The organism is Gilliamella sp. B3817 (assembly GCF_026536705.1).
In the GTDB taxonomy this organism is placed as follows: domain Bacteria; phylum Pseudomonadota; class Gammaproteobacteria; order Enterobacterales; family Orbaceae; genus Gilliamella; species Gilliamella apicola_I.
In genome coordinates this window covers 62,365-75,603 of sequence record NZ_JAFNNV010000004.1, presented here as the reverse complement: position 1 = coordinate 75,603, position 13,239 = coordinate 62,365, and the positions used below count along the sequence as shown (strand labels likewise).

Genomic DNA, 13,239 nt, shown 5'->3' with positions numbered 1-13,239 from the left:
TATGCAAGATTACCCTCAGTATCGAAGTCAACAAAAATTAATACATTGGCTATCAGCAGTGCTAGTTATATTAGCGTTTTTGCTGATTATGTTTAAAATCATTCTATCTCATTTTTTGGGAGGGATGCCGAATATCTATTTGTTACATAAATCAATTGGTGTTTTAGTCTTCATTGTATCAATATGGCGTATTAAAGTAATTATCCAATATGGTATCCCTGATGTTTTAGATAAACATCAAAGATTACAGCGAATTTTATCAAAATCTACCCAAGGCTTTATCTATATTTTTCTGTTAATTGTTCCGTTATCTGGGTATTTGATGAGTAGTCGCCCGCTCAATGTTTTTGGTCTTGTTTCCATCCCTGCTATCGATATGCCAAATGAGTTTTATCTGTTTTTCCATAGCACACATTTAATCAGTTCATATTTGCTAGCCGTATTAATTTTGGTACATATTCTCGGGGCTTTATATCATTACTTTTGGCTTAAAGATAAAGTTTTACAATCGATGTTGGCAAAATAGTTAGCTTTAAAGGCTGTTTTGCTAATTAAGTTCTTCAATATTAGCTATTAGGTGACTTATGAATAAACTTACGAAAGAACAAGCCATTTCTAAATTAACCGCTATGCAATATCATGTGACGCAACAAAATGGCACAGAACCTCCGTTTGAAAATGAGTTTAATGATAATCATGAAGAAGGATTATATGTCGATATTGTATCCGGTGAACCTTTATTTACTTCTTACGATAAATTTGATTCTGGATGTGGTTGGCCAAGTTTTTCTCGTCCTGTTAATGATCATCATATTCTTGAAAAAGCAGATAACAGTTATGGTATGCATAGAACCGAAGTCCGATCTGTAAAAGGGGATTCTCACCTTGGGCATGTTTTTAATGATGGGCCTAAAGCGTTAGGTGGATTGCGTTATTGTATTAATTCTGCTGCTTTACGTTTTATACCGGTTAATAAACTGGTCGAAGAGGGGTATGGGGAATATTTATCTCTTTTTGAAAAACATAAATCTTGATTTCCTATCATTCATTTATTGAATGATAGGCGTTAAATGGTAAATAATAAGATCAACAAACATTAAGGGTATGTTGGTTTAATTTCTTCTTTTAAATAGTGCATAACTTATCAGTAAAAAAACAAAACTGGTTATTAACGATCCTATGATTGGATAGATACCAATAACGATACTCATTTGAGCAAATAAGTTATCGGCTATATAGAAAATAAACCCAAAACTAATGCCGATGATGACCCTAACACCCGTTGACACACTTCGCAGTGGGCCAAATATAAACGAGAGGGCAAGTAACATCATGACAGCAACAGAGACCGGTTTTATGATTTTTTTCCAGAAAAGTAAATCATAATAGCTCGTATCTTGTCCCGAGTTGTGCAGATATTGTGAATATTTATAAAGTCCTGTAGCAGAAAGCGAGTCAGGATCAAAAGCAACAATGTTCAATTTATCCGGCGTGATGTTAGTTTCCCATTTCATGGACATCAGATTTGTTCCATTTACTTTAACCGGATCACTAAAGTCATTTTTTTCAACTTGCGTTAATGTCCATTCATTTTTTTTAAATATGCCATAATCAGCATGGGTTATAGACAATAATTGATTATTATCTGTCGCATAAATTGAAATATCGTTAATGGAATTATCGTCATTAACACGACCAATATAGATATAATTGTTTCCATCTTTTGCCCATAAACTACCTTGTTCAGCTAATAACGAATTGCCATATATTTTTACAGAACGCATATTACGGGCAGTTTGTTCACACTCAGGGGCTACCCATTCACCGATTGCCATAGTAATAATCACTAATGGTATAGCCGTTTTCATAACGGCTTTTGCAATTTTAAAACGGCTAAAACCAGACGTTTCCATAACGATAAGCTCGCTTCGAGATGCCAGTAACCCTAATCCAATTAAGGCGCCTAACAATGCTGCCATTGGAAAAAAAGTTTCCAGATCTTTAGGTGTCATTAAGGCCGTATATATACCAACTGAAAAAGCATCATAATCACCTTTTATTCTTCTGAGTTGGTCTATAAAACGAATAATCCCTGACAAGCTAATAAGTAAAAACAGGCTCAGACCTATTGAGCTTAAAATTGTTCTACCAATGTAGCGATCTAAAATCGAAAACACATTTTTCCCCTTTATGATTTACTGAATTTTAGACGAAGTTTACGCATGAAGATGCTATCCCAGCAATTTAATATCAATGCAATAATAAAATAGGTAATATTAATTAAGTAAAACCAAAATTCAGCATCCATACGACCTTTCCCAGCATTTGCTTTTATTGAACTGGCTAACAGAAAATAGACCAAATAGAGCAGTAAAGCGGGTAAGATTTGCGAAAGCCTGCCTTGCCTTGGATTTGTGACACCCAGTGGAATAACTAAAAAAGCCATTAATGGAACAGAAACAATCAGTGTTAACCGCCAATAAAACTCAGCTTTGGTTTTGGGCGTTTTCAGCGTTTGCAATTCAGTTAATCCGAGCTGTTGTACATCAATTTTTTCATCATCACTATTCATATCTAATTCTTTAGGTTTGATAATTCCCAAATAATTATGAAAATTTGATATACGAAAATCTTGTAATTGTATGTTTCCTTCGTAACGATTGGCGCTTTCTAACGTAATAATTTGATTGCCTTCTTTGTCATGGCCGGTTTTGCCTTTATTCGCAATTATGATCGAGGGTCTTTCGTTATCTTTAGTTTTTACTTTAGCGATAAAAACATTTTCTAAATTGTTATTATTGACATTACCAATATAGATGACCGAATTTCCGTCAGGAGTTTGTTGAAATTGTCCGGATAATAATCCCGCTAAACTTGGATTTAATTTTGCATTTTCAATTAATTGACTTTGCTTGATATTTGACCAAGGCCCGAACCATAAAGTATTTAGCATTGTTAACGAGCAGGTGAAGATACATAGTAAAAAAACGACTTGATAAGTGACATTTTTTTTCACGCCGCAGGCATGCATAGCAACCATTTCACTGTCTGAATATAAGCGGCCAAATGTAATAAGCACCCCTAAAAAAAGACTTAAAGGTAAAATCAAATCAGCCATATTAGAAATACCCAAGACTAACAAGGGCATGATTAAGTCACGAGGAATATTTCCTTCGATCGCGCTCGATAAAATTTTAATTAATTTTTGAGAAAAGAAAATAAGGAGCAAGATAAACAAAATAGCACCTTGTGTTTTCAATGTCTCTTTAACTAAATATCGACGAATTATCACATTTTACCTATACAAAATTAAACGTTTTTTCAGATCTAATTATTATAAACTGAAATAAGAGTAATTAGTTATCTTTTTGTTGCTATCCCATGATGAATCGATAAAATATTACTATTCGCATTATCTTTTACACGAGAAACATTATGGAATTCTTAATCAAAAACAGTCATACTTTAACGAATCAAAAAACAGAATGTTTAGTTATTACAATAGATTCAGGTAAGAAACAATCAGACATTGTTAATGAAATCGATGAATTGACTCATGGCATGATTAGCCAACTTATTAAAAGTGGTGATATCAGTAGTGAATTAGGAAAAACCACTCTGTTGTACCCTTGTATAGCTGGTTTTACTCAAAAGTTATTATTGGTTGGCTGTGGCAAATGTAAAGAATTTGATTTTTCAAAAGCCAAAAAAGTGATTCAAAATGTGGTGAAAGAGTTAGTTGCTAAAAATATTAAGAGCATCACTTGGGATTTACTAACCGTCAATACAGCCTATAGTTCAATCATTGCAAAACAATTACCGCAAATTGTGAATGATATAACGTATCACTTTGATCTATTCAAAACGGAAAAAGCACCCAAACTGAATCTTGCTAAAGTTAATTTGATTTATGGTGATAAAGAACAAACGCAATCGATTAGTTGCAATTTACAACAGGGTAAAATTATTGCTGATGCTATCTTGGCTACAAAAACGCTGGCTAATATGCCTTCAAATATCTGTAATGCACAATATTTAGCAGAACAGGGTAAATTGCTAGACAAAACTTATGAATCATTAAAAACGACGTGCTTAGGTGAAAAAGAGCTCGCTAAATTAAATATGAATGCTTATTTAGCTGTAGGTCGAGGTTCACAGAATGAATCGATAATGACAGTTATCGAATACAACGGTGCAAAAGACAAAAAAGCGCAACCTATTGTTTTAGTCGGTAAGGGATTAACGTTTGATTCTGGTGGTTTGTCAATTAAACCAGCTGCAAGTATGGATGAAATGAAATACGATATGTGTGGCGCAGCTACCGTTTATGGCGTAATGCAAGCTGTAGCAGAATTAAATTTACCAATTAATGTGGTTGGTGTTATGGCTGGATGTGAAAATATGCCCGATGGTAATGCTTATCGTCCTGGCGATATTTTAACGACAATGTCAGGTACAACGGTTGAAGTGATTAATACAGATGCAGAAGGTCGTTTAGTTTTATGTGATACACTAACTTATGTTGAGCGTTTTAATCCAAAAGCGGTGATTGATATTGCAACGCTAACTGGTGCATGTATTGTGGCTTTAGGACATCATTATACGGGCGTGATGGGAAATGATGAAAAGTTAGTAACACAGTTAGTGCATGCATCCAACAAAGCGGATGATAAAGCATGGGCTTTACCAATGGATAATGATTTCCAAGATCAGATTAAATCAACGTGTGCCGATATTGTCAATGCTGGTGGGCGTGATGGTGGTACGATTACAGCGGCATGTTTCTTGTCTCGTTTTACTCAAAAATACCATTGGGCACATTTAGATATTGCGGGTACAGCATGGAAATCAGGTGCAAACAAAGGTGCGACAGGGCGACCGGTTGCTATGTTGATTCAATATTTGTTAGATCAATAAGACGGCATTACTATTTTTATGAAAAAAGTGATTTTCTATCTGTTAGAAAACCAAACAGAAGCAAGCGAAACAGGCATATTGTTTTATGAAAAACTCGCTTGTCAAAAAATTGTCGAGGCATGGCAAGCAAAACAAAGAGTGTTGGTTGCTTGCCAAGATCAAGTTCAAGCTGAACGTATCGATGAATACCTTTGGCAACTGGATACCGATAATTTTGTTCCTCATAATTTAGTCGGTGAAGGAATGAAAGGGGGATCACCTGTTGAAATCTGTTGGCCTCAAAAACGCAGTAGTGGTAATCGTCAATTATTGATTAATTTGCAGGAACAGTTCCCTGAATTTTCTGGATTATATCATGATATTATTGATTTTGTGCCTGTTGAGGAACGATTGAAATCACTTGCCAGAAATAGGTATAAAACGTATAAAGAAAGTGGTTTTAATCTGAAAACAATACCCATATTATGTACATAATGGCTAGTATTGCTATGCTTGGTCATTAAGTTTTCAAACAGCAAATTTAATACTTTATGATAGTATTAAGCCAATTTATTGTTTTTCTATTTTATTGTAAAATAGTTCCATTTTTATGCCTTGAATTAGGATTAATGCATTTATATGAAAAATTCGACTTATAATCCACAAGAAATCGAACAGCCCATTTACCAACATTGGGAACAGAGCGGTTATTTTAAACCCAACGGTGACAAATCCCAGCCTAGCTATTGCATAGCGATTCCACCACCTAATGTGACAGGTAGTTTACATATGGGACATGCGTTCCAACAAACGATTATGGATGCGTTGATTCGGTATCATCGTATGCAAGGTCATAACACATTATGGCAATCTGGTACTGACCATGCCGGTATTGCAACGCAAATGGTGGTAGAGCGTAAAATCGCAGCCGAAGAAAGTAAAACCCGTCATGATTATGGTCGTGAAGCTTTTATTGAAAAAATTTGGCAATGGAAAGCCGAATCAGGGGGAAGCATTACTAAGCAAATGCGTCGTTTGGGTGATTCGGTTGATTGGGATCGTGAGCGTTTTACCATGGATGAAGGTTTATCTAATGCCGTTAAAGAGGTATTTGTAAGGCTTTATCAAGAGGATTTAATTTATCGTGGTAAACGTTTAGTAAACTGGGATCCGAAGTTACGTACAGCTATTTCTGATTTAGAAGTTGAAAATCGTGAAGTAAAAGGGTCTATGTGGCATTTGCGTTATCCCTTAGCTGACGGCGCAAAAACTGCTGATGGCAAAGACTATTTAGTGGTTGCAACTACTCGCCCCGAAACGCTATTTGGGGATACCGGTGTGGCTGTTAATCCTGAAGATCCGCGTTACAAAGATTTAATTGGTCACTATGTGATATTGCCTTTTGTTAACCGTCGTATTCCGATTGTTGGCGATGAACATGCTGATATGACCAAAGGTACCGGTTGTGTAAAAATTACACCTGCGCATGATTTCAATGACTACGAAGTCGGTCGTCGACATCAATTACCGATGATCAACATTTTTACATTTGACGGTGATATTCGTGCACAAGCTGAAGTTTTTGATACCAATGGTGAAGCAAGTGATATCTATTCAACTGATATTCCGTCTGAGTTCCAAAATTTAGAGCGTTTTGCAGCACGCAAAGCGGTCATTGCTGCTTGTGAAGCTCAAGCTATTTTAGAAAAAATCGAACCGCATGATTTAACCATTCCTTATGGTGATCGTGGTGGAGTTGTGATCGAACCAATGTTAACTGACCAATGGTATGTTCGAGCTAAAGTGTTAGCTGAGCCAGCTATTGATGCGGTGAAAAATGGCGATATTCAATTTGTACCAAAACAGTACGAAAACATGTACTTTTCTTGGATGAATGATATTCAAGATTGGTGTATTTCACGTCAATTATGGTGGGGACATCGTATTCCTGCTTGGTATGATGAGCAAGGTCGTGTTTATGTTGGACGAGATGAAGCTGAAGTTCGACGTGAAAATAATTTATCTGACGATATTATTTTATCTCAAGATGAAGATGTACTTGATACATGGTTTTCATCTGCGCTTTGGACATTCTCAACATTAGGTTGGCCAGAAAATACGGATGATTTAGCAACTTTTCATCCAACGAATGTTTTAGTTACAGGCTTTGATATCATCTTCTTCTGGGTAGCTAGAATGATCATGATGACCATGCACTTTATTAAAGATAAAGACGGCAAACCTCAAGTTCCGTTTAAAACGGTCTATGTGACTGGCTTGATTCGTGATGAAGAAGGGCAAAAAATGTCTAAATCTAAAGGAAATGTTATCGATCCTTTAGATATGATTGATGGGATATCACTTGCTGATTTACTCGAAAAACGTACTGGTAATATGATGCAACCTCAATTGGCTGAAAAAATAGCCAAACGTACGGAAAAACAGTTTCCAAACGGGATAGAAGCACATGGTACTGATGCATTACGCTTTACTTTAGCGGCGCTTGCATCAACTGGGCGTGATATCAATTGGGATTTAAAACGTTTAGAAGGTTATCGTAACTTCTGTAATAAACTTTGGAATGCTAGCCGTTATGTGCTAATGAACACCGAAGCACATGATTGTGGTTTCAAAGGTGGCGATCTGGCTTATTCATTAGCGGATAAATGGATATTAGCTGAATTTAACCAAACCGTAAAATCTTATCGTGAAGCTTTTGATACTTATCGATTTGATTTAGCCGCTAATATTTTATATGAATTTACGTGGAATCAGTTCTGTGACTGGTATTTAGAATTGACTAAATCAGTATTAGCCAATGGTGGACAATCCGAACAACGTGCTGCCCGTCATACCTTAGTCACCGTTCTTGAGGCATTATTACGACTTGCACATCCAATTATTCCTTTTATTACAGAAGAGATTTGGCAAAGTGTTAAACCATTAATGGCGATTAAAGCCGATACTATTATGTTACAGCCGATGCCTGCATTTGATAGCAAGCATACTGATGACCAAGCCGTTGCGGATATTAACTGGATTAAAGATGTGGTCATTGCTGTTCGTAATATTCGTGCTGAGATGAATATTGCACCAAGTAAACCATTGCAACTATTGATTCGTAAAGCTTCGCCTACAGTTCATCGAATCATCAGTGATAATATCAATTTCATTGAATCGTTAGCCAGATTATCCGAAATTGTCTTATTAGATGAGGGTGAAACGGGGCCGTTATCGGTAACTAAATTGGTGGATGGCGCTGAGCTATTAATGCCAATGGCTGGCTTAATTAATAAAGACGATGAATTAGCGCGTCTTGAAAAAGAGATAGCCCGTATTGACGGTGAAATAGCCCGTATTACCGGTAAATTATCCAATGCTAGTTTTGTAGATAAAGCACCGGCAGCAGTCGTTGCCAAAGAGAAAGAAAAACAACAAGGCTATATTGATGATAAAACCAAGTTGCAAGAACAATATCTTGCGATTAAAAATTTATAGTTTTGCCAATAAAATCTCTCGCTAAATTAGCGAGAGATTTTTTTACCTTGCTACATAACTGCTTATCGATAATATCTGAAATTGTATGTTAACTGACCGCTATCAAGGTTGATAAAGTACCACCACTATAAAATGATACATGTTATATTTGTAATTAGACCATGAGGGCGTTAAGGTAAGAAATGATATATTAAGATTAATATCAATGTTTTACAAAAAAAATTTGTGTTGCTAATTTGCTTTTGAATTAAGTTTACTATATACTTCGAAAATACTTTAATGGGTTGTTAGCTCAGTCGGTAGAGCAGTTGACTCTTAATCAATTGGTCGCGGGTTCGATCCCCTCACAACCCACCACTTCTTAATTCATCCAAATTCAAAAACGTTCAAAAAACCTTTATATAACAAGCTTTCTAGCTGATTTACTGTTTAACTAAGTTCAAGAAGATTTGGCGAAATTCAAACTTTTATGTTATATATTATGTTATACGCTCAAATATAACTTAAATTCGTATAACATGGTCAAGATTATAAAACCTCTAAATGATACTCAAATCAAGTCAGCCAAGCCAAAGGAAAAGGATTTTACTTTATCAGATGGCAATGGTTTATATTTATTAGTTAAGTCTAATGGCTCTAAAATTTGGCGGTTTAATTATATTAGTCCTGATTCAAGAAAACGTACATTAGTTAGCTTTGGTAGTTATCCAGAAATCACATAACTTAGCGCAAGACAAAAAAGAGATGAATATCGTTTTTTGGTATCTCAAGGAGTAGATCTAGAACAGCATAAACAATCTATAGATTAAACGCTATTTTATTGATTTAGATAATCCAAATTATTATTTTGATAGTGAGGTGGTAACTAAATTTATTTCATTCTCAAAAGTTTGCCCACACGTTAAAGGACACCTTAGAAGTAAACCTATTGGACTTGAGCCTTGGCAACAATTTCTATTCGCCAATTTGCTAGGATTTAAGCATGTTAAAACTGGACTTTGAAAGTATCATAGTGCCTATGTACAAGTATCGAGAAAGAACGCTAAATCAACAACAGTGGCAATACGGGCTAACTGATTTTTATTGATGGAGAAAGGGCAACAAGATATCTTTACTGCAGCCGTTCGCCGTGACCAAGCCCGAATCGTATTTGATGATGCTAGGCAAATGGCAATAATTAGCAAGCTAATAAAAAAAAGGTCACAATTCAATAGTTTAAAGTGATCAACCCTAAGCAAAATAGCCTATTACGACCTTTAGCATTAAAAGCAGCAACTATTGAGGGGACTAATCCGAGTTTATCCATTGTAGATGAATACCATTTATACCCTGATAACAGTGTATATTCAGCCCTTGAGCTAGGTATGGGGGCTAGACTTGAGGGCATTTTATTTGCTATCACTACCGCAGGTAGTAACACAATATCAGCCTGTAAACAGCATTATGATTATTGTTGCCAGATTCTAGAGGGTGATGAAGTTAACGAATCGCAATTTGTGCTGATTTATGAACTGGATGGCGAGAACGAGATTGATAACCCAGATTTATGGATTAAAGCCGATCCTAACTTAGATACTTCAGTCGATAGGATAGCTTTTGAAGACACCATTAAGAAAGCCAGAGGAATATCCTCGCAGTGGGTCGAAATGCTCACTAAACGCTTTAATATTTGGTGCAATGGAGCCAAACCTTGGGTGAATGTTGAAAATTAGAATGATTGTAAGTTAGATTATACTGAATCCGATTTAAAAGGATTAGATTGCTATACAGGGCTAGATTTATCATCCACCAGTGATATTACTAGCGTCTGTTATTCATTTCCGTTTGAAATAGAGGTTAGATTATTAACAAGACATTACATTCCTGAATATCAACTTACTAACGTGGCTAACAAAAATAAGGAAATGTACCGTAAATGGGTTAATAAAGAATGGATACGGGTTACTAAAGGTGATTGTATCGATTATGACCAGATACGGGATGATATTTTAAAAGACAGTGAACAGTTTAATATTAATTTGATCGGTTTTGACGTGCGGAACTCCACGCAATTAAGAACCCAATTACAAAATATTGGTTTAGATGTTGAGCCATTTCCCCAAACTTATGCACGCTATAGCTCAACGTCAAAACTGCCGAGGTATTTATTAGCCGTAAACGCATTAATCATAATAGCGATCCTGTTCTGGCTTGGGTGATTGGTAATGTAGTGATGGAAACCGATGCGAATGCCAATATTAAGCCCAACAAAAAGAAAGCAGCCAACAAGATAGATCCTACCGTTGCTTTCCTGATGTCATTTGGCACTTACTTGCTTGAGTATGGCGAAGTCGATATCAATCTAACCGATGCACAAATACAAGCATTAAATGAGTTTAAAGGGATTGAGTTATAATTACACCCCTTTTTTTACTCGCTCCCATTCAGTTTTCAATACTTTCTGTGTATTTTTTGTTAGCTCTTCAATTTTATGTAATATTTCTTTATTAAATTCTTGAAGTATTGTTTCAGAAAGTTCTTGCTTATCTTTATTATTTAGATCGTTAATGATAGACATTATATTTTGAATACTAGTGTTTATGTTTTGACTATCTTTTTCATCAGGATTCAATAATAAAATTAAGTAGTCGCGAATAATTGCAAGCCTACTTATTTTTTCAATAATCTCATTTTTATCATTTATGTTGTATGTTGTAGTTATTTTTTTATAGATAATATCTACAGGCATTTTTGTTGATATGCTTGTAAACTCCGATACTTGTTTTCTTAAGTCATTAATCCATTCTTGTCTATTTTTCGATAAAACTTCAATACCTATTCTTTTTCTACCTGCCCACCAGCCGCCAAAAGCTGCACATAGTAGAGTTGCAAAAGGAACAAACCAGTCTTTATTTTCAATTAACCATTCTTCCATAATAAAAATACCTTAATTTATGCTCAGCTATATAAAATGAAATAATATCATGTTATTAACAACATACAACACTATAATAACACATCTTCATATGTTTGATTATTAATGATTAATTTTGTTAGTGTTGTTAGTGTCATAAATTTACAAAAAGAAGTTTTCTTTCAACTTTTTACTTTATTGCTAATGGATGATATATTACATGCTGGTGATAAGTTGAGTGAGGCATCAATATTTAATATTATACATTATGTTATAAGTTTAATATAGTGTTTTTATAATATCATCATATATCAATATGATATTATCATAATTCGATCCCCTCACAACCCACCATTTAATATTCCTTTTTAATAATTTTCTAGCTTTGATAGCTTTCAAGTTTACCTGTTTGTTCAAATTAGCATGATGAAATGAAACCATAATTAAGCTTTAATATTATTGATTAAGGTATGATAGGTTAAAAAACATCAAAACGTTAAGGTTAAACTTAACCAATAAATTTGTTTTTCAAATGACTATAGGTATTATTATGAATGCATATCTTTATCTTTTTTTCGCTATTATTTGTGAAGTTATCGCTACATCTTCATTAAAATTATCGAATGGGTTTACCCATCTTATTTATTCTATTATTACAATTGTTGGTTATAGCGCATCATTTTATATTCTTTCCTTAGCATTAAAAACCATTCCCGTAGGTATTGCTTATGCGATTTGGTCAGGAATTGGTATTGTTCTTATTAGTTTGATTGCTTGGATCTTTCTGAAACAAACTTTGGACTTAGCGGCTGTAATCGGTATGGGATTTATCATGTTTGGGGTAATTATTATAAACTTATTTTCTAAAGTGTCAGGGCACTAATATTATTGATATCGATTTTGAGATGAATAATTAATCAGTATAACAGTTTGTTTTAATAAGTTAATCAATGAACAAGGTTAGGTGATTGAATAAACTTCAGGTTTAATGGCTATTGAGTAAAAGCACGATATGGACGTTATAATTAGATTATCAAAAAGTTTTAGTTATTACCTTTGTTTCAGTATAAAAAATTACATGCTAAGCTTGAATGGTTGCGTTTATCGCTATATCATAGCGCAGCTTAAAAAGACTTTAATCATCAAAATTATAAACGAGTCATCATGTTAATTAATGCTAAAAATATACTGGAAAAATTAAATCCTCATAACAAAATCAATTACGATTCTGTTTTACAAGAAGTCATTGCGGATTGGCAGCACGAAGCAGTTCGCCCTAAATTATTGATTCATAGTTGCTGTGCACCATGTAGTACCTATGTTTTAGAGTATTTAGCGCAGTATGCTGATATTACTATCTATTTTGCCAATTCGAATATTCATCCAAGAGTTGAATATGAACACCGTAGTCTGGTTCAACAAAAATTCATCAACGATTTTAATCTGAAAACAGGGCATAATGTCCAGTTTTTAGAAGCACCTTACCAACCGGCAGAGTTTGTTAAACAAGTTGGGCATTTGCGAGATGAGCCCGAAGGAGGAGAGCGTTGTCATCTCTGCTATAAAATGCGCTTAGATTTGGCAGCGATTAAAGCTCAAGAATTGGGATACGATTATTTTGCTAGTGCATTGACGTTAAGTCCTAAAAAAAATAGCCAGAAAATCAATCAACTGGGTTTTGAAATACAGGAAATTTTTTCGGTGAATTATCTCCCTTCCGATTTTAAAAAAAATAATGGTTATAAACGTTCTATCGAGCTTTGCAAAGAATATGATGTCTATCGACAATGTTATTGTGGTTGTATTTTTGCTGCTAAAGCGCAAGGTGTAGATTTAAAAAATGTTATCGCGATCGCCAAGCAGGGATTAGAAAAAATGAGTTAATACATATTATTATCCTCATAAAAGATACAAAAAAATAGTTAGTTCACCCTATTAAAAATGGTTTTAGC

General features: G+C 34.6%; 10 protein-coding genes, 1 tRNA gene and 2 pseudogenes. 10 read left to right on the top strand and 3 right to left on the bottom strand.

Annotation, left to right across the window (positions count from 1 at the left end; translation table 11 throughout):
* Position 1: 1 nt before the first annotated feature.
* Together J3U36_RS06620 and msrB are read left to right on the top strand one after the other, a co-directional pair.
* On the top strand, positions 2 to 526 hold the full coding sequence (locus tag J3U36_RS06620; protein WP_267380356.1) for a cytochrome b: 525 nt from the start codon (positions 2 to 4) through the stop codon (positions 524 to 526).
* A gap of 58 nt (positions 527 to 584) precedes the next feature.
* Complete coding sequence (gene msrB / locus J3U36_RS06615) at positions 585 to 1,034, top strand: peptide-methionine (R)-S-oxide reductase MsrB (RefSeq protein WP_267359576.1); 450 nt, start codon at positions 585 to 587, stop codon at positions 1,032 to 1,034.
* A gap of 78 nt (positions 1,035 to 1,112) precedes the next feature.
* On the opposite strand, the gene lptG is transcribed toward msrB, so the two are convergent.
* Positions 1,113 to 2,177: an LPS export ABC transporter permease LptG gene (lptG, locus tag J3U36_RS06610; protein ID WP_065558221.1), complete on the bottom strand. Its 1,065-nt coding sequence runs from the start codon at positions 2,175 to 2,177 to the stop codon at positions 1,113 to 1,115.
* A gap of 11 nt (positions 2,178 to 2,188) precedes the next feature.
* Positions 2,189 to 3,292, bottom strand: coding sequence for an LPS export ABC transporter permease LptF (gene lptF, locus J3U36_RS06605; protein ID WP_267380354.1), 1,104 nt, complete (start codon positions 3,290 to 3,292; stop codon positions 2,189 to 2,191).
* Between the two features lie 143 nt (positions 3,293 to 3,435).
* On the opposite strand from lptF, the gene J3U36_RS06600 reads away from it, so the two are divergent.
* From J3U36_RS06600 to J3U36_RS06575, 6 genes and pseudogenes are all read left to right on the top strand, one after another.
* Positions 3,436 to 4,917 (top strand): leucyl aminopeptidase, encoded by a 1,482-nt coding sequence (locus tag J3U36_RS06600; RefSeq protein ID WP_267380352.1) that lies wholly within the window; start codon positions 3,436 to 3,438, stop codon positions 4,915 to 4,917.
* 18 nt (positions 4,918 to 4,935) lie between these two features.
* Positions 4,936 to 5,391, top strand: a complete 456-nt coding sequence (locus J3U36_RS06595) for a DNA polymerase III subunit chi (RefSeq protein WP_267350779.1) — start codon at positions 4,936 to 4,938, stop codon at positions 5,389 to 5,391.
* 144 nt (positions 5,392 to 5,535) lie between these two features.
* A complete protein-coding gene (locus J3U36_RS06590; protein WP_267359569.1) occupies positions 5,536 to 8,394 on the top strand; it encodes a valine--tRNA ligase in 2,859 nt (952 codons plus the stop codon).
* Between the two features lie 281 nt (positions 8,395 to 8,675).
* Positions 8,676 to 8,751 (top strand) — tRNA-Lys (locus J3U36_RS06585).
* A 161-nt stretch (positions 8,752 to 8,912) separates the two neighbouring features.
* Positions 8,913 to 9,191, top strand: a pseudogene (locus tag J3U36_RS06580) (integrase arm-type DNA-binding domain-containing protein); the annotation flags it as partial.
* 7 nt (positions 9,192 to 9,198) lie between these two features.
* A pseudogene (locus tag J3U36_RS06575) lies at positions 9,199 to 10,789 on the top strand (terminase large subunit); the annotation flags it as partial.
* Here J3U36_RS06575 and J3U36_RS06570 read toward each other — a convergent pair.
* Positions 10,790 to 11,308, bottom strand: coding sequence for a hypothetical protein (locus tag J3U36_RS06570; RefSeq protein WP_267380348.1), 519 nt, complete (start codon positions 11,306 to 11,308; stop codon positions 10,790 to 10,792).
* 529 nt (positions 11,309 to 11,837) lie between these two features.
* On the opposite strand from J3U36_RS06570, the gene J3U36_RS06565 reads away from it, so the two are divergent.
* Positions 11,838 to 12,170 (top strand): DMT family transporter, encoded by a 333-nt coding sequence (locus J3U36_RS06565; RefSeq protein WP_220215206.1) that lies wholly within the window; start codon positions 11,838 to 11,840, stop codon positions 12,168 to 12,170.
* A 281-nt stretch (positions 12,171 to 12,451) separates the two neighbouring features.
* Positions 12,452 to 13,171 carry an epoxyqueuosine reductase QueH gene (locus J3U36_RS06560; RefSeq protein ID WP_267380346.1) on the top strand — a complete coding sequence of 240 codons (720 nt, stop codon included), beginning with the start codon at positions 12,452 to 12,454 and terminating at the stop codon, positions 13,169 to 13,171.
* Positions 13,172 to 13,239 lie beyond the last annotated feature (68 nt).

Coding starts and splice junctions, on each gene's coding strand:
- msrB (WP_267359576.1), top strand. CDS start 585: ATGAATAAACTTACGAAAGAACAAGCCATTTCTAAATTAACCGCTATG.
- J3U36_RS06620 (WP_267380356.1), top strand. CDS start 2: ATGCAAGATTACCCTCAGTATCGAAGTCAACAAAAATTAATACATTGG.
- J3U36_RS06565 (WP_220215206.1), top strand. CDS start 11,838: ATGAATGCATATCTTTATCTTTTTTTCGCTATTATTTGTGAAGTTATC.
- J3U36_RS06590 (WP_267359569.1), top strand. CDS start 5,536: ATGAAAAATTCGACTTATAATCCACAAGAAATCGAACAGCCCATTTAC.
- J3U36_RS06600 (WP_267380352.1), top strand. CDS start 3,436: ATGGAATTCTTAATCAAAAACAGTCATACTTTAACGAATCAAAAAACA.
- J3U36_RS06560 (WP_267380346.1), top strand. CDS start 12,452: ATGTTAATTAATGCTAAAAATATACTGGAAAAATTAAATCCTCATAAC.
- J3U36_RS06570 (WP_267380348.1), bottom strand. CDS start 11,308: ATGGAAGAATGGTTAATTGAAAATAAAGACTGGTTTGTTCCTTTTGCA.
- J3U36_RS06595 (WP_267350779.1), top strand. CDS start 4,936: ATGAAAAAAGTGATTTTCTATCTGTTAGAAAACCAAACAGAAGCAAGC.